Origin of the sequence: Propionispira arboris, assembly GCF_900109225.1 — a bacterium.
GTDB classification, from domain to species: domain Bacteria; phylum Bacillota; class Negativicutes; order Selenomonadales; family Selenomonadaceae; genus Propionispira; species Propionispira arboris.
Genome location: NZ_FNZK01000001.1, coordinates 130,786 through 153,596, shown reverse-complemented (window position 1 = coordinate 153,596; position 22,811 = coordinate 130,786). Strand labels below are relative to the sequence as shown.

Sequence of the window (22,811 nt, the reverse complement as noted above, 5' to 3'; positions counted from 1 at the left end):
CTCCTCAAACGGTCTTTCTATACGGTTTTATCTTCTAATATTTTGAATTTAGCTTTCCCAGGCGAACACTCCCTAAAAAACACTTAACAGACTATTTAGCAGCATACCGATCATATTATAATCAACATTTGGGAACGTTGACCCTAACACCCCCATATCACCATATAATGGATACAATACACATGGCAGAAATGCTAGTAATAACCCAACAGCAAAGGAACCTGCTACAGCCCCTCGCCAGCCGCCATAAGCATTGCCAAACACACCTGCCGTTCCTCCTGAAAAGAAACATATATGCGCAGCTGGAATAATTACAACTGAAAATTTAAAAACAACCATCGTCACAATCGCCATCAACCCTGCAGCGTAAGAACAAAGGAACCCGACAATAACTGCCGTTGGCGCATAAGGGAATATAGTTGGTACGTCTAAAGCCGGACGAGATCCCGGAATGAATTTCTCGGAAATAGCAACAAATGCTTCTGTAATTTCTCCCAAGAACATGCGCACACCTGTCATCAGTACAGACATCCCTGCTGTGAATTGAAAAGCCTGCAACAATGGAAATACCAACCAATGTGTGGTACCGGACAATTTCGTAACAGCTTCTGGTCCTGCCGCAAAAGCAGAAACATAAAATAGAAGTAACATAACAAATGCACAGCCCATTAAGAAGTCACGGAAAAAAGATAACCAACCAGGGAAATTAATATCTTCGGTGGTTTCATCTCCCCACTTAATAAATAGCTTGCCGATATATCCGGATAATGCATAACCAAGCATGTTAAAATGTCCAATCGCCTGATCATCATTGCCTGTCATCTTACGCATAAAAGGCTGGCAAAGTTCTGGTAAAAAAGCAGAACAAAAACCTAAAATAATACCTCCGGTAAGAATTGCAGCCCCATCGCTAAACCCATGAAATTTTAAGATAAGGCCCAAAACACAAGCAAAAAACAGACTATGCCCCCCTGTAAAGAAAACATTTTTAAATCTTGTAACACGCGCAAAAAACAGATTCATAATAAACCCTAAAATCAAAATGGAGGATGTTACAAAACCATATGTGCTCTGCGCTAACGCAGTAGCCGCTTCTGGTGATGTGATAACCCCCGATACATGAAAGCCTGTCTGAAACAATTCATTAAAATTCTTCAAAGCTCCAGTCATAGTACTTGCACCAATTCCAAAGATCAAAAATCCAATTGCAGTCTTTGATGCTCCAGTGAATATCTCCGTCCCTGTTTTTTTCTGTGCCAACAATCCAATCAGGGCAACCAACCCCAGCATAATAGCAGGATTACTTAATAAACTTACTAAAAATTCCATTATTGCTCCTCCATTTTATAAAAATAATCTTTTCTTACTGCAAATTTTATATAAACTGTTTTTTTAATTAAGTATGGATGCTTATTCTTTTGTACTTTCTTCAACCAAAAATTTTTTCAGCTTATCAAAAATCTCTATTTTATTCATAATATTGTCTATACCAACAATTTTTTGTTTTAATTTTTTTGCTTTTAATTCTTTCGCAACATCACTTAATGTAATAATGACTTGTCCATTAAAACCCATAATAGAATCTAATGATCCATGTTCAATTTTAATTGGTAAATCATGTTCCTTAATTACCTGATTCAGTTTTATTTTCAGCATTAAACTCGACCCTACACCTGCACGGCAGGCAACTAATCCTTTGTATTGCATTTTCATTCACCCTTTTTTTATAAATTTTTAATAAAATCTATTATTTCTGATGGTTTTTCGGCACAATCTAATAATTCATAAAAATCTTTACGTTCCAATAAGTCCATCAGTTCTGCTAAAGCATTTAAGTGACTATTATTATCTGCAGCACTTAAACAGAATAAATATTTTACCGGATCATTCTCTTTATTGCCAAATGCAACAGGGTCTTTTAATGTTGCAATACCAATAGCACTTTCAATGGCCCCGGCTTCCGGTCTGGCATGTGGCAAAGCAACATACTTCGTGATTACGATATACGGACCAGTTTCTTGCACAGCTTTTATAATGGCATCAATATAAGCGTGTGTAATTTTTCCATTTTGCAGCAATGCATCTGCTGATTTTCGAATCGCCTCCTGCCAATTTTTTGCATCTATATTTAACCGAACAAGCTCTTCGTTAGTTAAGTCTTTCAGCATACTACTTAGCTCCTTTTCTCTACTATTGCTCTAATTTTTCTATCAGAACTTCAAATTTTGGATTTTTAATTAATGTATTTACACCAAAATCACTAATAAAATATCGATCTACTTTTTCAAAAACCGGTTCCCATATTTTACTTTTACTTTTAGGTATGCTCAATAAAAATACAACTTGTACTTTTTCCTTATCCCAAAGAATTGCTTTGTCTAAAATCGCCACTGAAATCACCGCTTCATCATTATGACTTTCCAATGCATGCGGAATAGCAACAAGATTTCCCAGCTCTGTTGATGACATATTTTCTCTATCAAACACTGATTTTTTCCCAGCTTGATTCATATATCCTTTTGTTACCATAACGTCTGTCAATTTTTCTAAAACATCGATTTTAGAATTGCCTTTTAATCTTGGAAAAAACAAGTCTTTGCGGAAAAATTTTTCCTGCTGCATATCCAATTTTCGTGTATCGTCTGTAATTACTGCTTCAATCCGACCTAGATCTTGTTCGGTTAAAATGGACTCTACAAAAACAATCTTTGCAGAAGAAATTGCCTGAATTGGTACGGTTGTAAAAACAAAGTCCACACTATTAACAAGTTCTTCGGTTATTTCGTATAGTGGACTTATCTTTACAACACGAAGCTGTTTGCCAAATTTTCTTTGCAGCCTGCTCTTTACAAGCATGGCTGTTGATAGACCTGTTCCACACACAATAATTGCTGTTTTTGCTGTCGGAACATTACATTTTCTACGTTCCAGTGCTGCCCCAAAATGAATCGCTAAAAAACCCATTTCGTTTTCATTCGTTCGTAAATTTTCTTTTTTTGCTAAAACTTTACTTGCAATAACAGCCATTTCAAAAGCCAAAGGATAATTTTTTTTAACAGGAACTAAAATTTCATTACGGATATTCATATTAAATTTCAACCGACTGACAGCAGCTCCCAAATGAATCATTAATCCAGAAATCAATTCCGTATCCGCAGATAAATCAACGCCAATATCTATTTGGATTTTTATTAAAATACTATCAATCAAATCCCTATATTCTTTTTTTATTTGTGTGTTCTTTTCATTTTCCATCAGCTTTTTACTCGATATAAAATGTTGTGTCAAATAATACACTTCATTTTCAATATCTATATTCATTTGGCTGGAAATAATAGTTATAATTTCTTGTGCTACAGAAAAATAAATAGACTGTTCTAATGTTTTCATTTCCATTTTGCTATACTCTGTTGTATTTTTGCTATCGGCCCGTTTCAATGTAATAATGACATGCACCAATAAATTTTTAAACGCAATATCTGTCAAATGAATATCATATTTTAAAATAATTTGTAATAAGATTTTCTTTACTTTCTCAATCTCTTCTGTTGAAAAAATATCACAATAAAATTCATTTTGCGCTAGATCTAATAGGTCATTGCTATTAAAAATATACTCTGAAATGCAGTAACGAATTTGCGCTTCATCTCCCTGAATACGAATTCCATTCAATCTATCAGCCATAATTTCCAGTCCAAAACGTTTCAGACTTTTCTTAATATCTTTTAAATATTTCTTTAATGTGGAAAGACTAATGTACAGTTTGTCTGCCATTTCTGATTCTGTGATTATTTTTTGATGTAGTGAATTCATCAATAGTTCAGCGATAATAAAAGAAATTCTGTCATTTGGATTGGATGGAATAATATGATTGACCAATCGATCCCGTCTGTTTTCATTAACTTGCCTATTTTTAAAAGCTTGATACCGTTCTGGATCGTCAACCTGCAGCCTATATCCAACACCTGTTTCCGAATAGATTGCTGCACCTTCATTGCGACATAAAGCATTGCATTCTTTAATATCATTACGGATTGTTCTGGAACTCACCCCAATTCGTGCTGCAATACTTGCACCATCCCATATTTTTTTTTCGCCGTTAAGTAATTCTAATATTTGAAAAATTCGTTTATTTTGAGTTTCCAATGCCTGATCACCTCGCTTACTACAAATTTATTATATAATCCTTTCAAGCATCCAACCTAGACATTTAACTGCCACAGCTTACGGAATCACAAATTAAAACCTGCGTATTTATTGAGCTGATCCACCTTTTTAACTTTCTCAACAAAAATATCATTCTTATTCAAAAAAAAGAATCAACTGCATAAGTTATTGAACCCTGCACAGTTGACCCATTGTTAAAAAAAGATAAATTGAATCGTTTATTTGATTTTCGCAAAAAAATAAATGTTGGAATTAACCAGCTATCGCCAGCATTCCAACATTTATTATAATATCTATATTGTTATAAATTTTCTATCATTTTTAGCAGGTTTTACATTTATCGTAAATACCGTTTTCTTTTAAAACTTTAATCATCGTTTCACCCATATGGGCTACTGTATCAGCAACTTGAATACCTGCTGCATTCAAAGCTTTAATTTTATCAGCCGCTGTACCTTTACCACCTGAAATAATAGCTCCAGCATGACCCATACGTTTCCCTGGAGGGGCTTGGCGCCCGCTGATAAAGCCAACAACTGGTTTTTTCATATTTTTATGAATCCATTCAGCTGCTTCTTCTTCTGCCGTACCACCGATTTCACCAATCAACATAACCGCTTCTGTATCAGGGTCTTGGTTAAAAGCTTCTAATGCATCAATAAAGTCAGTGCCTTTGATCGGATCGCCGCCAATACCAATTGCCGTCGTTTGACCGATACCAGATGTAGTCAATTGATATACAGCTTCATACGTGAGTGTTCCTGAACGCGAAATGACACCAACATGACCTTTTTTATGGATATATCCCGGTATAATACCTATTTTACATTCATCTGATGTAAGTATTCCTGGACAATTTGGACCAATAAGACGTGTTTTTTTGCCTTCCATATAACGTCTTACTTTTACCATATCAAGAACTGGAATATGCTCAGTAATACAAACAACAAGATCCAGCTCTGCATCCACAGCTTCAAGAATTGCATCAGCAGCAAATTTTGCCGGCACATAAATTACTGAAGCAGTAGCGCCCGTAGTATCAACCGCTTCTTGAAGTGTATTATATACCGGGATACCATCCACAACCTGTCCGCCCTTACCTGGCGTAACACCTGCAACAACATTTGTCCCGTAATCACGCATTTGTTTTGTATGAAATAACGCCGTTTTACCAGTAACACCCTGTACTACAACTTTTGTATTTTTATCAACATAAATGCCCATGATTTTTTCCCCCTCAGCCGATCAATTTCGCGTTTTGTTTTGCAACTAATTCGATAATCTTCTGTGCACCTTTTTCCATAGACTCTGCAAGAATTACTTCTGGAACATCTGCTTTGCGCAAGATTTCTCTGCCTTCTTTAACATTTGTTCCTTCAAGTCTTACAACAACCGGCACAGTCAAACCAACAAGTTTTGCCGCTTCTACGACACCACCTGCAATTACATCACACTTATTGATTCCGCCAAAGATATTGACAAATATACCTTTTACCTGATCATCAGAAAGCATAATTTTAAATGCTTTCGCTATTTTTTCAACGCTGGAATCACCACCAACATCAAGGAAATTTGCTGGTTCACCACCATAATGTTTAATGATGTCGACCGTAGCCATTGCTAAACCTGCACCATTTACCATACAAGCAACATTACCATCTAAGGTTACATAACTGAAACCTTCTTTAGCAGCATCATGTTCTTTAGGGTCTTCTTCCGATTCATCACGAAGTTCAGCAACATCCGGATGACGGTAGAGTGCACTATCATCAAAATTCAGTTTCGCATCAAGTGCAATAACTTTATCATCATTCGTTACAACCAACGGATTAATTTCAGCCAAAGAACAATCTTTTGCCATAAAAGCTCTATACAAAGCCCCCATGAGTTTTTCAACCTGACCAATAACTGTTGGGGCAAAATTCATTTTAAAAGCCATGCGTTTTGCTTGGAATGACGCAAGACCAACAAGCGGATCTATATATTCTTTAATAATTTTTTCCGGCATTGTATCAGCAACTGCTTCGATATCCATGCCGCCTTCTTCAGAACCCATCATAACTACACGAGCCGTATTGCGATCAATTACAAAGCTGAGATAATATTCTTTTTTGATATCACAACCCTCTTCGATCAGGAGCCGATTTACAACTTTACCAGCTGGACCAGTCTGATGTGTAACGAGGGTTTTGCCTAAAATTTCTGTAGCATATGCTTTGACTTCTTCAATGGATTTTGCTACTTTAACGCCGCCGGCTTTACCACGGCCGCCAGCATGTATCTGTGCTTTTACGACACATACTTTTGTGCCCAATTCTTTTGCTGCAGCCACTGCCTCTTCCACTGAAAAAGCTGCCTTTCCGTTCGGTACTACAACGCCATACGATTTCAATATGCTCTTGCCTTGATACTCATGAATGTTCATGTTTTTGCCTCCCCTATTTACTTCGTAATATAGACAAGACACCGGGATTTTCCATTGTATTCCACGAACGAATATACACTCAAAAATTCTGAGTCCAGCACGTTCCAGAACATCCCTATGTCGTGTTAACAACAATGATTTTTCATAAACAAAAAACTGTATTCACCTAGCTTTTAGAATCTCTTATATTATTTATTATTAATTCGTATCAGTTCAACAGTTCAATTGTATATGAATCGCAACAATTCGTCCACTACTTATTAACAATAGTAAAATTTACACAATTTATTATAAATTCTTTTTTTTTCGCAGAAAAAATTTTCCTCTGTAAAACCTTCAATAAACTAGGCATAATAGAAATATTATACAAAAATTCCATTTTATTTTAAATTATGATGTCATATATTCTATTTATTATTAATTTGGTCGAATTTGAAATGTTTCGTCGTCAAAGCACCACATCATACCTCTGTTTATACTTCGCTAAACAGAAGACTTATCCTCTTTCTTCGACAGCCTTCCGAGCCTATTAATGCAAATTTTACGATCATTCTATAAAAAAACAACCAGACTTTCTTTCATTCGAAAAAAGTTGGTTGTCCTTGTATTCGTCCATAAAAAAGATGCTGCTATTTTTTATTATAATCTTCCAGGGCCTGCACTGCATCCTGCAGCATTTTTTTACTAACTGGATATGGCGAATGAATAAGTTCCGCACTTTTAGCAGTAGATTCAAGAATCGGAACCAATTCTTCTAGTTTTATGTCAATATCAGCTAATTTCGTTGGTAAACCAACGCTTTTGCAAAATTCATATACTCTTTTCAAATCATCTAACTGCTGATCACACATCAGTAACACCAACACGCCATACATCACAACTTCACCGTGCAGATGCTTTGCCTCAATCTGCGGCAAAGTCGTGAGTTCACAAAATAAAGCATGGGCAATATGGCCATTGAAATCTTGCTGAACAAAATTGGAAACCATGCCCGTACTGACAACGATAGCCAGCATTACCTCTTCAAACGAGGCACTTGTCAGTTTGTTTTCATTATCAAGCAAAGCCTGTGCGCCATATTGTAGAATTGGTGCAGCACACATCGTACTAATTGCTACACCAAGTCCATCCGAATGTTTTAGACTATCCCCACGAGCAGAAATGTTTGCTTCATAATATTTTGCAATCGTGTCCCCCATGCCTGCCCACAGGAATGATTTCGGTGCCTCCACGGCAATCCGTGTACACATAAATACATGAACGGGTGGTATATTGGAAAATGAAATTTCTTTGTGCCTGCCATCAGGGTAGTACATTACCGCCAAACTAGTGAAGGCTGCACAATTGCTGGCAACTGTTGGGAATGTAAAAAATGGTATATTCAAAGTATGAGCCAGTACTTTAGCTGTATCAATGGCCTTGCCACCACCAACGGCAAAAATCATATCGGCTTCTTCAACTGCCTGATCCCTACTTAATTTATGTACATTTTCATAAGAGGCCTCGCCGCCATATAGTAAAAATCCGGTAAATTCCAAGCCAACCCCTTCAACGGCTTCAATCAATTTATCTTCAGCCTTAGCAATGGCCTTTTTCCCACCAATTACGACAACTTTTTTTCCATAACGTGGGCAGACTTGTTTTACGACCTCATAGGCATCTTTACCAATCGTGTATCCCGGAAAAACTACAGTGTATTTGCTATCGTTCATGTATTTTAGCTCCTTTATTGCGCATATTTCCCTATAAAGCGAATACTCCAAAAATTCTTATGAAGAATGAAGTATCATAAATTCAGTATAGCATAAAACATATCGCTTGCCAAAAACAAAACTACAATAAGATAGTGATAACTCAGCTATCTTACTGTAGTTTTTAAATTTTATAGTTTTCCAGCTTCCACAACAACATCATCCGGTTTAACGGTATCACCATAAGCTGGTTTTAACGTCGCTTCAAAATCTTTATGGAAAAATTGTTCAGCACCGAGTTTTGTTATTTCATCATTAAGCCAATTGAGTAATTCTGTATTACCTTTTTTAACGGCTGGCGCAATGGAATCCAAATCACCAAGTTTCGTTACACCAACTGTAAATCCAGCATTTTCTCTAGCCCAGGCAAAAACTAAAGTATTATCATGTGCCAGTGCCGCACCACGCCCATCTTTCAATGCTTGGAATGCTTCTGTATTTTGGTCATATTTCAAAAGTTCAATATCAGGATAGTTTTTCGTAAAATATGTTTCTGCTGTTGTACCTTTGTTTACGATTACTTTTTTGCCCTTAAGCTGATCCACACTCGTAATCGGCTGACCATCTGGCGAAACAATCCCCAAGGCAACTTTCATATACGGATTGGCGAAATCGACTTTTTCTTTACGTTCTGGTGTCACCGTAAAGTTCGCCAATGTAATATCAACCTTGTCCGCATCGAGAACTTCAGCCCGAGCAGCCGCTTCTGTCAAAACGAACTCAACGGCATTTTCATCTCCGAGTAAGTCTTTGGCAATGCGATGCGCAAAATATACGTCATAGCCTTGATTTTTCCCATTGGCATCCACAAAACCAAATGGTGGTTTGTCGCTAAATACTGCAATACGGATTTTACCACGATCTTTGATCTGCTGCAACGTAGATTTTTGATCCGCGGCTTTCGTATCAGAAGAAGCTGCTTCTTTTGTTTCATTGCCGCATCCAGCTAAAAGCCCTATTGCAAAAACCAAAGTAAATAAAAGTGCCAGTATTTTCCCTGCCTTATTCATCTAAATTCCCCTTTTCTATTTATAAATCTATTTTAATTTATAACGGCTTGCGCCTAAATTAACAAAATTAATGCTTTACGATACTTGTTCATTAAATTTAAAAATATTCAAAAACTTTTTGGCCCGTTCACTTTTAGGGCTCGTAAAAAACAATTCTGGTGTCGCTTCTTCAATAATTTGCCCCTGATCAATAAAAATGACACGATCGGCTGCCGCTTTAGCAAAACCCATTTCATGTGTTACAATGACCATCGTCATGCCAGCTTGTGCCAACTCCAGCATAACATCCAAAACTTCGCGGACCATTTCAGGATCTAATGAGGCAGTAACTTCATCAAATAACATAATTTCCGGATTCATACATAATGCCCGGATAATCGCAATTCTTTGTTTTTGACCACCAGAAAGTTGTGATGGATATGCTTCTTTCTTATCAAGCAAACCCACGCGTTCCAGTAATTTTTCTGCCTGCTGCAAAACCTCTAAACGGTCTCTGCCCTGTGCTTTAATAGGTCCTAATAAGATGTTCTCCAAAATCGTCATATGCGGAAATAAATCATAGCTTTGAAAAACCATTCCTATTTTTTGGCGAACGACATGCCATTTTGTAGCATCGGCATTGATGATCTGTCCATTTAGCTTGATTTCTCCTGCCTGAATTTCTTCAAGACCATTCAGACAGCGCAAAAAGGTTGACTTCCCGCAGCCAGATGGTCCAAGCAGCACCACAACTTCGCCCCGCTGAACCTCAAAATTAAAGTCCGGCAAAACCACAGTCTCACCATATTTTTTATTTAAATGTCTAACTTCCAATACTTTTTCATTGGACTGTTTTGCCATAACAACACACACTCCCTAAGCTTCTCTTATTTTTCTATCCATACTATAATGCTGTGTCGTTCTCTCATTTTTTTATTGCTGCCATTTCGTCTCTAGTTTTTTTGAAAACAAGGATACCGGATAACAGATAATAAAATAGAGAAAAAAGATACAACCATAAACCCAAAAAGATGCCGTCGGGGTTTTTAAAATCGATACTTCGATAATCTGCTGACCAACTTTTAATACTTCAACAACACCAATCAGAACAACGAGTGATGTCGTCTTAATCATCCGCGTGGCAAGATTGATTGCCGAGGGGATGAGGCGACGTAATGCCTGCGGAATCACAATGTATCTATAGACTTGCAATTTGGTAAGCCCAATCGCAAAACCACTATCCATTTGGTGTTTTGGCATGGAAGTAATTGCTCCCCGCACCAGATCACCCATTTCGGCCGTACCCCATAACGAAAAAACAATATCCGAAGCAAACTCAGCACTTAAATGAAAATGCAATATTTTCGTAAGACTGAAATAAAACAAGAACAGCCAGACAAGTGTAGGTATGATACGAATTGCTTCCAGATAAAACCGACAAATATAACGAATCAGCCGATAGCGTGACGTCATCAAGACCCCCAGCAAAATTCCAAAAACAGCTGAAAAAGCAATCGATACAGCTGCAATCCGAATACTCACGCTAAGTCCGTCGACAAGCCTAAATAGATTTTGACCTTCAAAAAGAACGCTAATTCCCCACGCCTGCATGACGCACTCTCCTTTCTATATACGTCAGAAAAATTGATATCGGCAATAAAAGAATCAAATACGCCAAGACCAAAAGCACCAATGCTTCCGTAGTTTTATAATACATACCGATCAAATCTTTGGCGACAAACATCAAATCCGCCAGGGCAATCGCTGACACAACGGATGTTTCTTTTAATAAAAAAATAGCATTCGCACCAAGAGCAGGTACAGCCACGGCGAAAGCCTGCGGTAAAATAATATACCGTGTCAATTGCCAGCGAGTAAGCCCAATACTGAGTCCTGACTCAATCTGGATTTTGCTCACAGCTTCCAGTCCAGCTCGAAATGCTTCTGACATGTAGCTGCCACCGAGAAAAGCCAGTCCTAATATTGCACAAGTATAGGCTTCCAGTTTAATCCCCAGCTTCGCCAAACCATAATACAAGAAAAACAACTGGATTAAAAGAGGTGTATTTCTTGATAATTCAATATAAATCCGCACGATTTTATCAAGTATTTTAATCTTATAATAGCCAATCAAAGCACAAATAAAGCCTATAATTAAAGACGATAAAATACCCCACACTGCCAAATCCAATGTCATTTTTGCCGCTTTGATATATAAGGGAATACTAGCTGACATAAAATTGAAATCCATTAAATCAGTCCTTTATAATATTTAAAGCATATTTGTAATATATGTTTTATTTTTTATCTGTTTGTATTATAATCTCTTTCATTTTCCTTGTCAATAGTTTTCATATATATATTATATGTTTTACTGTAAACAAAAAGCACGGCAGTCCACAATTGGTCTGCCGTGCCCCTGCGTTAAATAATATAATCAAAATAAAAGGTAAGTTTACGATATTTATTAAAGAAAAACCATTTATTGGAGAATTTTGCATTTACTTGTGGATTATTGTAATCAATCCCTGCATAATCTTTGAAGATATCTTGCACATCCAAAGTTGAATTCGCTTTGATCCCAAAGCCCCGCCCATTAACGAGTGGATACGCTTCATATTCGTATTCGCTAAATGGAATCAATGCCGCAACTTTGCCGCTGCGAATCTTGATTGCGACTTGATCACGAAATACTAAAATATCAAAATGCTCTGGGTAATCAAAACTTTCACCATGCGTTTTGATTGGATCACCAATTGTATATACATTGCTATGACCCGCTATTTTTGTGACTTCCAAAGAGTCAACATCATAATAAAATTCATCAAAAATGTCGCCATGAGCCGTCAGTTCATTGCCGAAAAATGTTGGCATTTTTTCAGCAATTGCTATTTTTTCACCGGCAATAACAATCCCGCCGCCAGCAACATCATATCCATCCACAACAACAAATCGTCCAGTCACATGGTTTTGCTGAAATACATCAAAAGCAATCGGCTCTTTTGTCTTAAAAATGACTTCCGCCACATCATTCAAAACAATTTTATCAACGACTTCCGTCGCGTGGAGCTGAGTTGCATCAATCACTCGAACAATCTGTTCCGCTTCGCATTCGACTTCTTGTGTCGCCAATTTCAGTTTATATTTTTTATGTAATACTAAATCGGTTTTTCCCATCCAAAAGATCGAAGCACGGAATCGGTTAGAAATAATGGGTTCGGAGCCGACACGTGTAATAATTTCACCACGCTTATTAAAAAATTCATCTTTCACCGTAATACCGGTCGACTCTCCGGCCGAAACAGTTTGTTTTTTATCACGTTCACTCCAATGTTCAATGGATTGAACGGTTGTTTTTTTGCCGCCCGGACAGATGATGATCTCATCGCCTACCGTCAACGTACCAGCTTCAATACGTCCGGCAATAATACGACGGTCATCAAATTTGTAAACATCTTGTATGGGAAAACGCAACGGCTTATTGCCGATCCCAGCGGCTGGTTCCAGTAAGTCAATCGCTGCCAGGATTGGTTCACCTTTAAACCACGGCATTTTATCCGACTGCTGCGAAATATTTTCACCAAAAAAACCAGAAACCGGAATATATTTGAGCGGATAAACGCCGAGCCCTGACAAAAATTCTTTCATTTCAGCCACAACGGAATGAAAAACGCTTTCGGAATAATCCACTAAGTCCATTTTATTGATTACTACATATACTTTTTTGATTCCGAGCAGCGACAGCATATAACCATGGCGCTTGGACTGTTCTTGCACCCCTTGTTTGGCATCAATTACCAAAAGTGCCGCTTCGGCATTGGCTGCACCGGAAATCATATTTTTCAGGAATTCTTTATGCCCGGGGGCATCGATAATGACATATTCTCTTTGTTTCGTGAAAAACTGTATCTGGGTCGTATCAATGGTAATGCCTTGTTTCTGTTCTTCTTCAAATGCATCGAGCAAATAAGCATACTCAAACGGTTTTCCTGTTTCTTTGGCAATGCGTTTGACTTTATCTACTGCACCTTCCGGCAGCGAATTCGTATCATATAAAAGTCTGCCGATCACCGTTGACTTCCCGTGATCCACATGACCAACTACAACAATTTTCAATCCATCTTTCTCTTGCGCCATAACTTAAACCTCCTAATAGTTCCCCATATATTTTGCAAAATCAATCTAAAACCGTGCTCTTATTTGCGCTTACATATAACCATCTTTCCTAAGTTTCTGCATGGCATAAGAATCTTCCTGATCCTGTTTGCGGCCAGCCCGTTCACTTGTTTTGGTCGTTTTTAATTCTTCAATAATTTTATCGAGTGTATCCGCCTCTGAATCGATTTGGCCGGTACACATTTCACAGCCCAAACTCCGATAGCGTTTACCATTTTTGGCAAAATACAGATCGATGATCGGTATATTTTCCCGGCGAATGTATTCCCAAATATCCACTTCACTCCAAGCTAAAAGTGGATGAACCCGAATATGATTGCCTTTTGGGAAATCGGTTTTAAACTGATCCCAAAGTTCCGGCGGTTGATTGGCATAATCCCACGAATAATCTTTGCTGCGTTCACTAAATACCCGCTCTTTGGAACGTGAGCCTTCTTCATCACGTCTCACCCCAACGATCAATCCTTCAAAACCATATACCTGCACGACCTGCTGCAACCCTTCTGTTTTGAGTGCTTTGCAGCAAGCCAGCCGGCCTTTATCCGGACCCATTCCGGCATCGATTGCTGCTTGGTTCGTATGGACAATTAAATCCAGATTAAGCTCTTTCGCTACACGATCCCGATAAGCAATCATGGCTGGAATTTTATGTTTTGTATCAACATGAATAAACGGAAATGGACAGTGACCATAAAATGCTTTTTTTGCTAACCATAAAAGGACTGTAGAATCTTTACCAATTGACCATAACATGCCTAATTTACCAAGTTTTTTATATGCTTCCCGCAAAATATAAATACTTTCCGCTTCTAACTTATCTAAATGATCCATAGCCTAAGCCCTCCCGTTAATACGAATTTGAATTTGATTTGTTAATAATAATACTTTCCGTTGTCCCGTCGCCTTTATCAATGACCCACTCGATAGTTGTTTCATTATCTTTCACATAGAGTAAGGTACCATTGCCCCCCATATCCGCTCCCAAATAATAACGAATGGCATTTTGTGAACACTCTTTCAGACAAGAAGCACAACCCCAGCACTCCTCGGCGGCATGAATTTCGGCTTTCCCCTGTTTATCCAGCCGAATTAAATTCCCCGGACAAACCTGTTTGCACTTTTGGCAGCCAATACATTTTGTTTTGTCAATTTTGATGCTCATATCGTTCACCTCGACCGACTAATTTACGAAAAATAATTTTGATTTCACCTGCATGATAACGCGAGTTTACATATTTTTCCCAAGCTTGACTTTTGTTCGGATAATCAAGATTTTCAGCAAAACTATGCCATCTGGTTTCATGACGCGCTTTCAGATGAGCAATCAACACCTGGCATACCGTCAGTCGTTCCTTCAGTTCAAAAATCCTGACCAATTCATACGTATCCGCCGCATTTAATTTTTTGCTTAATTTGACTATTTTTTCAATTTTCTGCTGTGCCAAATCCAGTTGCTTTTCATTAAATTGATAATGACTGGTTATACCACCAGCATAGGTATCCATGACCTTCTGCATTGCTTCTTCCAGTTCACCCGTAGAGTATAAGCTTATTTCATTGTGAAAATACTCCTGTACATATTGATACTTTTGCTCAAGTAAGCCTTCATTTAATTTTGGCAATTTCTGCTTGGCTGCATAAACGACTGCTGCCTTACCAGCTATTTCGCCTTCTACAAACGCTCCGGTAACATACTTTTGCGGGCAGCCTCCAGCAACATCCCCCGCCGCAAAAAGGCCCGGTAGTGTTGTAGCCCTATTACCATCAACCCAGTAGCCGCTGGCAGTATGACCACCTACAATATAAGGTTCTGTTGCTTCTATTTCCACATTATCCTGCCCCGGACCGGTACCGGATTCAATCCACTTGAGCGTCTGGGCTGGAGACATATTCAGGTAAGCTTTTTTCAGGGCCTCTTCTTGCGCTAAGCTAATACCCTTTGTCTTTAGATAACACGGCCCACGCCCCGCCAGATTTTCTTGAATCGTTGCATAAACCCGTTCGGCTGTTGTATTACCATATTTATATTGATACTCTTCACCGCAAGAATTGATTTGTGCTGCCAAAACACCTTGGGCAAGCGTACCAGTCGGTGAAATTGTATCCTTACAACGAAGAGCAATAAAGCGCATCTCAAAGGTTGTCATCTCGGCTCCCACGCGAATCCCCATCGCATAGCCCGCCCCCGTGTTAAAAGGGCTGTACCACATCTTGTGCCGTGAAAACCCCGGATTATTGGGTTTGTATAAGCCGGCAGCTCCGCCGGTTGCACAAATCACAGCCTTCGCCGTCAAAACATAAAACAGATTATGTTCAGCCGATAAGCCATAGGCACCAATCACTGCACCAGATTGATTGATATAATCAATGATATTAACATGATTTAAAACGGTAATATTTTTATGCCGTGCAACTTCTTTGGCCAAAATAGGTTTAATGTTTTCACCGTTGATCTTCAGGTTACGATTTCCTCTTGCCACATACTCACCATTTGCATCCTTCAAAATCACCAGGCCTAAACTTTCTACTTTTTGCGTAACCCGGTTCAAACCTTGCGCCATTGATAAAAGCAAATCTTCCCGCACAATGTCTTCGGCATCTCGTTTTGCATAAGCAACGTAGTCTTCAGGTACCTGCCCTTTGGTAATATAGGCATTCAAGGCATTAACACCAGCTGCTAAACAACCGCTGCGCTTAATGTTAGCTTTATCCACAAGAAGAATCGATAACGCGGGGTTTTGTTCGGCTATCGTAAATGCCGCATAACAACCAGCTGCCCCACCGCCAATGATCAAAACATCTGTGGCTTGTTGTTTTATTTCCATAAAAGCTACTCCTGTCCCCGTTAAATATACACGGAATTCTGCTCTGTTTTAATGCGATTTTCAATAACTTCTGTATGACTTCCTTCAAAGGTGTAGACACGATGAATCAGCACAAAAACTTCCATACCAATCGTCAGGTCTTCCTGTTCGAGGGTTCGATACCCTGTTAGCGGCTGACCTTTGACTTCAATATCGACCTGAATATTATTGCCCCGGAAATAAATGGCTCTTACAATTCCCTTTTCTGCCGCGAGCGGCGTAAGTATTTCTGTTTCATCTTTGGCTATCTCAATAAACTCCGGACGTAAAACGCCTTTTTCTTTGGGTTTTGCTCCATCATTGCTTTCAAAGCCTTTAAATTTCGTATAATCCTCAATGATCGTTGATTCGCCAATAAACTGCGCCACAAAAGGCGTTGCTGGTTTTTTGTAAATTTGCAGAGGCGTACCTTTTTGCTCAATCTGACCACGATTCGTTATAATGATTTCATCAGCCACTTCAACAGCCTCTTCCTGATCATGCGTAACGAAAATACTCGTGACCCCCAGCTTACCTATCGTCGTACGAAGCCACTGGCGCAGTTCTTTTCTTACTTTTGCATCAATCGCGGCAAATGGTTCATCAAGTAAAAGCAGTTTTGGATTTGGAGCTAAAGCCCGTGCAAAAGCAACCCGCTGACGCTGCCCGCCTGACAACTGATTTGGATACCGCCCTTCAAAGCCGGTCAGACCAATCAGTTCGGTCAATTCATTTACTTTTTGGATAATTTCTTTTTTACTTTTTTTCTGCAAAGTAAGACCAAAAGCTATATTATCAAAAAGCGTCATATGTCGAAACAAAGCATAACTTTGAAACACAAAACCGATACCACGTTTACCCGGTGCAATATCGTTGACACGGCTGCCGCCAATCATAATATCCCCACTATCTGGTTTTTCCAGACCAGCAATCATGCGTAAAATAGTTGTCTTGCCGCTGCCACTCGGTCCCAATAATCCAACAAGTTTCCCCTGTTCGATCGAAAAATTCACATCCTGAGATGCTTTGAAATCACCAAATTTTTTATTGATCTGCTTCAATTCAACATACATGCGGCTAGGCCTCCTTTTCATTCTTCCATTCAACAATATTGCGGACAATCAAGATAAGTATCGCAAAAATGACAAGAATGGATGCTACCGCAAATGCAGCGGTGAAATTATATTCATTATAAAGAATCTCAATATGCAGCGGCAGCGTATTGGTCTTGCCGCGAATGTGTCCGGAAACAACCGATACTGCACCAAATTCTCCCATAGCACGTGCCGTGCAGAGAACTACACCATAAATCAGCCCCCACTTGATATTAGGCAGCGTGACTTTTCGAAAGATAGTAAAGCCGCTGGCTCCCATCATCGTTGCTGCTTCTTCTTCATCTTTCCCCTGTGCATGCATCAACGGAATCAATTCTCGTGTCACAAAGGGAAATGTGACAAAAATTGTGGCTAAAATAATGCCCGGTGTCGCAAAAACAATTTTCAGGTTGTTTGCCGTAAGAAAATCATTTAGATAACTAATCCTCCCAAAAGTCATAACAAAAACCAACCCGGCAATAACCGGTGAAATAGCAAAGGGCAAATCAATCAGGCTGCTCAAAATATTTTTCCCTTTAAAGCTGTATTTCGTAAGAAGCCATGCCGCACATAAACCAAAAACAGTATTGCAGACAACAGCAACTACGGTAGCAATCAGTGTCAAATTCATCGCCTTTAGAGCAAATGGATCTAAAATCGCTTTAAAATAAACAGCAAAACCTTTTGATAAAGCTTCTACAATTACCACGAGCAATGGGATAATCAGCATCAAAGTCAAAAACACAACACTAATACCAATCAAGGTATATTTTACATATTTATTTTCTTGCATTTTCTCACCTCATATTCCCTTTAATCGGCTCATCCGCCACTGAATCAAATTGATACTGAATAAAATCAGAAACGATAAAATGAGCAAAACCAGAGCGATCGCTGTTGCACCGTAATAATCATATTGTTCCAGTTTAGACATGATCATGAGTGGAGCAATTTCAGTTTTCATGGGTGTATTGCCAGCAATAAAAACAACACTGCCATATTCACCAACGCCTCGTGCAAAAGCTAAACCAAACCCCGTCAAAAGTGAAGGTAGTATTTCAGGGAAAATGACCCGACGAAACGTTGTCCAACGATTCGCACCGAGCATCATAGAGGCTTCTTCGTATTGCGTATCCAAATCTTTTAAGATCGGTTGAATATTTCTTGTTACAAAAGGAATCCCAATAAAAATCAAAGCAATGGTTATTCCCACAAGTGAAAAGGACGATTCAATACCAATCGCATAAAAAAATCTTCCAATCCAACCATTTTCAGAATACAAAGAGGTCAGAGCAATCCCGGCTACCGCAGTTGGCAGAGCAAAAGGCAAATCAATCAACCCATCGATGATTTTCTTGCAGGAAAATTCATAACGCACTAAAACCCAGGCCAAAATAATGCCAAAAATACTATTGATAATCGCTGCAAAAAAAGCGCAGCCGAAGCTCACAAGATAAGAATGTAAAACCCTGGGATCCAGTACTGTTTGCAAAAACTTACCAAATCCAATGCCCCCGCCTTTTAAAATCAAACTCGCCAGCGGAATTAAAACAATCAAGGTTAGATAAAATAACGTGAACCCCATTGTAAAGCGAAATCCAGGAATCACTCGCGTAACTTTTGCCATATGCTGCGCTCCTTTTCAATTAAAATAAGCTTATATCGTATTGTCCTTATATTTTCATAAGTAAAGGGATTCAATGTATGAATCTATACACTTGAATCCCCTTTACTTTTAAGCTTGATTTTTGGGAAAATACAGCTATTTTATTTATCTGTATAGATTTGATCAAAGGAACCGCCATCGGCAAAATGATCGGCCTGTGCTTTAGCCCAACCACCAAAGGCACCATCAATCGTCACAAGTTTAAGTGTAGGAAATTTATCTTTATATTTTTCGGCAATTTCCGGATCGCGTGGCCGATAGAAATTTTTTGCCGCGATTTCCTGGCCTTCTTTTGTATAGAGGAAGTCTAGATAGGCTTTAGCAAGTTCTCGTGTTCCTTTTTTATCAACAACTTCATCAACAATAGCGACAGGAGGCTCTGCCAAAATACTAATGGACGGTACAACAATTTCAAACTGATCCGGACTTTCCACAAGCGATAAAAAAGCTTCATTTTCCCAAGCGATCAAAACGTCACCTTGTTCACGCTGCACAAAGCTTGTTGTCGCACCACGAGCTCCTGAATCCAAAACTTTGACATTGTGAAACAATTTAGCCATAAAGGCTTTAATTTGACTTTCATCCCCACCAAATTTTTCACTGGCATAAGCCCAGGCGGCAAGATAATTCCATCTAGCACCACCGGAGGTTTTCGGATTTGGCGTAACAATCGACACATCAGAACGAACAAGATCATCCCAGTCCTTGATGTTTTTCGGATTTCCTTTTCTGACAAGCAATACAATCGTTGATGTGTATGGCGAGGCATTGTCTTTAAAATTCTTCTGCCAATCCTTATGTATAAGACCCGCTTGACTTATTTCGTCAATATCATAAGCCAGTGCCAATGTCACAACATCGGCATCTAAGCCTTCAATAACTGAACGACCTTGTTTTCCAGAACCACCATGTGACTGGGCAAAGTTAACTTCTTGACCTGTTTTATTCTTCCAGTATTCGGCGAAACTTTTATTAAACTCTACATAGAGTTCGCGCGTTGGATCATAGGATACATTTAAAAACTCTACAGGTGCTTTATCATCGGTTTTTGCTGCTGATTCATCGCCACAACCCGTGAGTCCAACCACTGCAAATAAGATTGCCGCCGCTACACTCAAAATGCTTTTTTTGTTCATTTTGCCGCCTCCAAATTATAAAATAAATCCATTGTTAATAAGTATGTTTTGTATGCTTTCTCTGTTTATAAATTATAATCTTTCATTGTAATGTTGTCAATATATTTTTCATATTTAGCATACTACTTTACTATGCATTAACGTGAGAAAAAAGCATGACCCAAGTCGATGGATCATGCTTTACAATTAGCTATATATAGGAATTACATCAGCCTATCAGTCTGCCAGAAATGGGATATAGGGCATCGTTTGCTTCCTCCGTAACGCCACTCAACCCTATACCCCATTCCTGACGATTTCCATATAGAAGAATATTTAATGTAACATATATATTACATATTTATAATTTTATCTTGACGTGCGAGTACATCGCCAGTCAGAAGTTCTTGTTGAAACCATTTGAACCCTAAACGTTCAATCATTTTTCCTAAACGTTCTTTGGTCCTGCCATTTTCTTTAAATAAAAGAATGGTCTTTTCGATCAGGTCCATCGCTTCCTGACGAGTATAAAGACCTTTGATTGGTTTGCCGATGTTGATAAATTTTCCCCAGGTACCACCAACAAAAATGCGAATTCCCTCTTCATAACCATCAAGTGCTTTAAATGGACATTTTGCCCCGCAGCGCCCGCATTGAATGCATTTATTGCGATTTAGACGTTTTTTTCCATCCGGTCCTGTCGTATAAGCTCCCACTGGGCAAATTAATTCACAGCCACATTTTTTACAGCCATGGCACTGACTGCGATGAAAAATTGGTTTGTGACTGCCGACAAGACCAATATCATTCAACATTGGTTTAATACAATTATGCGGACAGCCCCCCACACCGATCTTAAATTTATGCGGTAGCTTCACCTGCCGATAGCCCATATAAAATCTATCATGTGCTTCTTTCGCAATACTATGTGTATCGATTTTGCCAAATTTACAAACAGTACCTTTACAGCTTGTCACCGGACGGACTTTATCGCCGGTCCCACCAACTTGCATACCATGGTCTTTAAGAAATGCTGTAAACGGTTCAATATTTTCATAAGGAATCGCCAAAACCTCTACCGTCATTCGCGATGTCAGGGAAACCCTGCCGTCTGCATAAAGGCGACTCGCTTCGGCAATTGTTTCCAATTGTTCGGCGGTTAAACAAGTATTTTCTGTAAGCACCCGAGCGGAAAATTTTTCAGTTCCACGATTGTTTAAAAAACCAAGTCCTTTTACTCGCATAATTTCCTCATTGCTGATTGTCATCTGCCTGCCCCCAAATACAAATTAAATTTACACAAAATATCTAAAACTATGGATGAGTATATCATGCGCCGGAAAAAGCGTCAATACAAAACATATATGCATTATAAGATATGTATGTTTATAAAATGGTCAATAAAAAATGACCTCACACAAAAAAGTGAGATCATTCTCTTCCATTCAATTTAAAATAGTTTTTTCTGTAGCTTGGTCAAAAAGATGAATTTTATCCATATCGAAAACAATTTCTATCGTTTCGCCGGTCCGGGCTTTGGTCTTGGGGCTCACTCTGGCAACGACATTGCTATCCGCTATTTTCATAAATAAATACGTTTCTGCCCCCATCAGTTCAATCACGTCAACGCTGCCCTTGATAATCATAGCATTTGCCTCTTTTAAAGCATTTGCATCATCATACAAATCTTCCGGGCGTATTCCCATGATAATTTCTTTACCAATATACTCTTTCAGCTTTGGATTATTCGTTATAACTGGCGGTAAAACAAGACTCTCATCAGCAAAATCCAGCGTAAAAACTGCCGCTTTTTGCGTCACCGTAACTTTGAAAAAATTCATCTGCGGGCTGCCTAAAAACCCAGCTACAAATAAATTACAAGGATGTCCATACAATTGCTGTGGTGTGTCAACCTGCTGCACAATGCCATCTTTCATTACCACAATCCGCGTCCCCATGGTCATCGCTTCACGCTGATCATGGGTAACATAGATAAAAGTTGTTTGTAATTTTTGATGTAATTTGCGAATTTCTGTCCGCATTTGATCACGTAATTTTGCATCTAGATTTGACAGCGGTTCATCTAATAAAAAGACCTTAGGCTGACGCACCATGGCCCGGCCTAATGCCACGCGCTGCCGCTGTCCGCCAGACAAAGCTTTTGGTTTACGGTCGAGCAGATCTTCAATTCCCAATGTATACGCGGCCTCTAAGACACAACGCTGTATTTCCGGTTTCGGCAATTTACGGATTTTTAAACCAAATGCCATATTTTCATATACAGTCATATGCGGATATAATGCATAATTTTGAAATACCATGGCAATATCTCTATTTTTGGGTAAAATATCGTTTACCACCATACCATCAATCGATAATTTCCCCGTTGTAATATCTTCTAAACCAGCAATCATACGCAAAGTGGTAGACTTACCGCACCCAGATGGACCTACTAAAACAACAAATTCTTTATGTTTGATATCGAGGTTCAAGTTTTTTACAACCTCAACCCCGCCCGGATATGTTTTACTAATATTTTGTAATTGTACACTGGCCATAGCTATCACAATCCTCTCTACTATCTG

At 38.8% G+C, this 22,811-nt stretch carries 21 protein-coding genes; all 21 read right to left on the bottom strand.

Annotated features, from left to right (window positions below; all coding sequences use genetic code 11):
- Window positions 1-72: 72 nt before the first annotated feature.
- Window positions 73-1,329, bottom strand: a complete 1,257-nt coding sequence (locus BMY14_RS00680; protein WP_091828367.1) for a PTS ascorbate transporter subunit IIC — start codon at window positions 1,327-1,329, stop codon at window positions 73-75.
- Window positions 1,330-1,410: 81 nt separating this feature from the next.
- Window positions 1,411-1,707 (bottom strand): PTS sugar transporter subunit IIB, encoded by a 297-nt coding sequence (locus BMY14_RS00675; protein WP_019551846.1) that lies wholly within the window; start codon window positions 1,705-1,707, stop codon window positions 1,411-1,413.
- Window positions 1,708-1,724: 17 nt separating this feature from the next.
- Window positions 1,725-2,168 carry a PTS sugar transporter subunit IIA gene (locus tag BMY14_RS00670; RefSeq protein WP_091828366.1) on the bottom strand — a complete coding sequence of 148 codons (444 nt, stop codon included), beginning with the start codon at window positions 2,166-2,168 and terminating at the stop codon, window positions 1,725-1,727.
- Between the two features lie 22 nt (window positions 2,169-2,190).
- Entirely contained in the window at window positions 2,191-4,146 is a 1,956-nt protein-coding gene (locus tag BMY14_RS00665) for a BglG family transcription antiterminator (protein WP_091828365.1), read from the bottom strand.
- Window positions 4,147-4,488: 342 nt separating this feature from the next.
- Window positions 4,489-5,391, bottom strand: coding sequence for a succinate--CoA ligase subunit alpha (gene sucD, locus BMY14_RS00660; RefSeq protein ID WP_019551843.1), 903 nt, complete (start codon window positions 5,389-5,391; stop codon window positions 4,489-4,491).
- A gap of 13 nt (window positions 5,392-5,404) precedes the next feature.
- Window positions 5,405-6,592, bottom strand: coding sequence for an ADP-forming succinate--CoA ligase subunit beta (sucC, locus tag BMY14_RS00655; protein ID WP_091828364.1), 1,188 nt, complete (start codon window positions 6,590-6,592; stop codon window positions 5,405-5,407).
- A gap of 629 nt (window positions 6,593-7,221) precedes the next feature.
- The gene (locus tag BMY14_RS00650; protein ID WP_091828363.1) at window positions 7,222-8,304 is read right to left on the bottom strand and encodes an iron-containing alcohol dehydrogenase family protein; all 1,083 of its coding nucleotides are present in this window, start codon (window positions 8,302-8,304) and stop codon (window positions 7,222-7,224) included.
- 170 nt (window positions 8,305-8,474) lie between these two features.
- Complete coding sequence (locus BMY14_RS00645) at window positions 8,475-9,353, bottom strand: cysteine ABC transporter substrate-binding protein (protein WP_091828362.1); 879 nt, start codon at window positions 9,351-9,353, stop codon at window positions 8,475-8,477.
- Between the two features lie 75 nt (window positions 9,354-9,428).
- A complete protein-coding gene (locus BMY14_RS00640; protein WP_091828361.1) occupies window positions 9,429-10,193 on the bottom strand; it encodes an amino acid ABC transporter ATP-binding protein in 765 nt (254 codons plus the stop codon).
- Between the two features lie 72 nt (window positions 10,194-10,265).
- Window positions 10,266-10,943: an amino acid ABC transporter permease gene (locus BMY14_RS00635; protein ID WP_091828360.1), complete on the bottom strand. Its 678-nt coding sequence runs from the start codon at window positions 10,941-10,943 to the stop codon at window positions 10,266-10,268.
- Window positions 10,924-11,568 carry an amino acid ABC transporter permease gene (locus tag BMY14_RS00630; RefSeq protein WP_245542063.1) on the bottom strand — a complete coding sequence of 215 codons (645 nt, stop codon included), beginning with the start codon at window positions 11,566-11,568 and terminating at the stop codon, window positions 10,924-10,926. The genes BMY14_RS00635 and BMY14_RS00630 overlap by 20 nt, the downstream gene beginning before the upstream one ends.
- Window positions 11,569-11,756: 188 nt before the next feature.
- A complete protein-coding gene (locus BMY14_RS00625; protein WP_091828359.1) occupies window positions 11,757-13,469 on the bottom strand; it encodes a sulfate adenylyltransferase subunit 1 in 1,713 nt (570 codons plus the stop codon).
- A 69-nt stretch (window positions 13,470-13,538) separates the two neighbouring features.
- The gene (gene cysD, locus BMY14_RS00620; RefSeq protein ID WP_019551835.1) at window positions 13,539-14,339 is read right to left on the bottom strand and encodes a sulfate adenylyltransferase subunit CysD; all 801 of its coding nucleotides are present in this window, start codon (window positions 14,337-14,339) and stop codon (window positions 13,539-13,541) included.
- A gap of 16 nt (window positions 14,340-14,355) precedes the next feature.
- Entirely contained in the window at window positions 14,356-14,670 is a 315-nt protein-coding gene (locus BMY14_RS00615; RefSeq protein WP_091828358.1) for a 4Fe-4S dicluster domain-containing protein, read from the bottom strand.
- Window positions 14,654-16,333: an adenylyl-sulfate reductase subunit alpha gene (locus tag BMY14_RS00610; RefSeq protein WP_091828357.1), complete on the bottom strand. Its 1,680-nt coding sequence runs from the start codon at window positions 16,331-16,333 to the stop codon at window positions 14,654-14,656. The genes BMY14_RS00615 and BMY14_RS00610 overlap by 17 nt, the downstream gene beginning before the upstream one ends.
- A 20-nt stretch (window positions 16,334-16,353) precedes the next feature.
- Complete coding sequence (locus tag BMY14_RS00605) at window positions 16,354-17,424, bottom strand: sulfate/molybdate ABC transporter ATP-binding protein (protein WP_091828356.1); 1,071 nt, start codon at window positions 17,422-17,424, stop codon at window positions 16,354-16,356.
- 4 nt (window positions 17,425-17,428) lie between these two features.
- Window positions 17,429-18,238, bottom strand: a complete 810-nt coding sequence (gene cysW / locus BMY14_RS00600; RefSeq protein ID WP_091828355.1) for a sulfate ABC transporter permease subunit CysW — start codon at window positions 18,236-18,238, stop codon at window positions 17,429-17,431.
- A gap of 9 nt (window positions 18,239-18,247) precedes the next feature.
- Window positions 18,248-19,072: a sulfate ABC transporter permease subunit CysT gene (cysT, locus tag BMY14_RS00595; RefSeq protein ID WP_091828354.1), complete on the bottom strand. Its 825-nt coding sequence runs from the start codon at window positions 19,070-19,072 to the stop codon at window positions 18,248-18,250.
- Between the two features lie 140 nt (window positions 19,073-19,212).
- The gene (locus BMY14_RS00590) at window positions 19,213-20,247 is read right to left on the bottom strand and encodes a sulfate ABC transporter substrate-binding protein (RefSeq protein WP_091828353.1); all 1,035 of its coding nucleotides are present in this window, start codon (window positions 20,245-20,247) and stop codon (window positions 19,213-19,215) included.
- A gap of 332 nt (window positions 20,248-20,579) precedes the next feature.
- Window positions 20,580-21,494 (bottom strand): 4Fe-4S binding protein, encoded by a 915-nt coding sequence (locus BMY14_RS00585; protein WP_091828352.1) that lies wholly within the window; start codon window positions 21,492-21,494, stop codon window positions 20,580-20,582.
- A 177-nt stretch (window positions 21,495-21,671) separates the two neighbouring features.
- Window positions 21,672-22,784 carry an ABC transporter ATP-binding protein gene (locus tag BMY14_RS00580; protein WP_091828351.1) on the bottom strand — a complete coding sequence of 371 codons (1,113 nt, stop codon included), beginning with the start codon at window positions 22,782-22,784 and terminating at the stop codon, window positions 21,672-21,674.
- Window positions 22,785-22,811: the final 27 nt, after the last annotated feature.

What these genes read in the sequence shown, in the direction of transcription:
- BMY14_RS00580 (WP_091828351.1), bottom strand. Translation starts at nt 22,784, where the DNA reads ATGGCCAGTGTACAATTACAAAATATTAGTAAAACATATCCGGGCGGG.
- BMY14_RS00675 (WP_019551846.1), bottom strand. Translation starts at nt 1,707, where the DNA reads ATGCAATACAAAGGATTAGTTGCCTGCCGTGCAGGTGTAGGGTCGAGT.
- BMY14_RS00615 (WP_091828358.1), bottom strand. Translation starts at nt 14,670, where the DNA reads ATGAGCATCAAAATTGACAAAACAAAATGTATTGGCTGCCAAAAGTGC.
- BMY14_RS00625 (WP_091828359.1), bottom strand. Translation starts at nt 13,469, where the DNA reads ATGGCGCAAGAGAAAGATGGATTGAAAATTGTTGTAGTTGGTCATGTG.
- cysD (WP_019551835.1), bottom strand. Translation starts at nt 14,339, where the DNA reads ATGGATCATTTAGATAAGTTAGAAGCGGAAAGTATTTATATTTTGCGG.
- BMY14_RS00670 (WP_091828366.1), bottom strand. Translation starts at nt 2,168, where the DNA reads ATGCTGAAAGACTTAACTAACGAAGAGCTTGTTCGGTTAAATATAGAT.
- cysW (WP_091828355.1), bottom strand. Translation starts at nt 18,238, where the DNA reads ATGCAAGAAAATAAATATGTAAAATATACCTTGATTGGTATTAGTGTT.
- sucC (WP_091828364.1), bottom strand. Translation starts at nt 6,592, where the DNA reads ATGAACATTCATGAGTATCAAGGCAAGAGCATATTGAAATCGTATGGC.
- BMY14_RS00635 (WP_091828360.1), bottom strand. Translation starts at nt 10,943, where the DNA reads ATGCAGGCGTGGGGAATTAGCGTTCTTTTTGAAGGTCAAAATCTATTT.
- BMY14_RS00585 (WP_091828352.1), bottom strand. Translation starts at nt 21,494, where the DNA reads ATGACAATCAGCAATGAGGAAATTATGCGAGTAAAAGGACTTGGTTTT.
- BMY14_RS00630 (WP_245542063.1), bottom strand. Translation starts at nt 11,568, where the DNA reads ATGTCAGCTAGTATTCCCTTATATATCAAAGCGGCAAAAATGACATTG.
- cysT (WP_091828354.1), bottom strand. Translation starts at nt 19,072, where the DNA reads ATGGCAAAAGTTACGCGAGTGATTCCTGGATTTCGCTTTACAATGGGG.
- BMY14_RS00645 (WP_091828362.1), bottom strand. Translation starts at nt 9,353, where the DNA reads ATGAATAAGGCAGGGAAAATACTGGCACTTTTATTTACTTTGGTTTTT.
- BMY14_RS00610 (WP_091828357.1), bottom strand. Translation starts at nt 16,333, where the DNA reads ATGGAAATAAAACAACAAGCCACAGATGTTTTGATCATTGGCGGTGGG.
- BMY14_RS00650 (WP_091828363.1), bottom strand. Translation starts at nt 8,304, where the DNA reads ATGAACGATAGCAAATACACTGTAGTTTTTCCGGGATACACGATTGGT.
- BMY14_RS00590 (WP_091828353.1), bottom strand. Translation starts at nt 20,247, where the DNA reads ATGAACAAAAAAAGCATTTTGAGTGTAGCGGCGGCAATCTTATTTGCA.
- BMY14_RS00605 (WP_091828356.1), bottom strand. Translation starts at nt 17,424, where the DNA reads ATGTATGTTGAATTGAAGCAGATCAATAAAAAATTTGGTGATTTCAAA.
- BMY14_RS00640 (WP_091828361.1), bottom strand. Translation starts at nt 10,193, where the DNA reads ATGGCAAAACAGTCCAATGAAAAAGTATTGGAAGTTAGACATTTAAAT.
- BMY14_RS00680 (WP_091828367.1), bottom strand. Translation starts at nt 1,329, where the DNA reads ATGGAATTTTTAGTAAGTTTATTAAGTAATCCTGCTATTATGCTGGGG.
- sucD (WP_019551843.1), bottom strand. Translation starts at nt 5,391, where the DNA reads ATGGGCATTTATGTTGATAAAAATACAAAAGTTGTAGTACAGGGTGTT.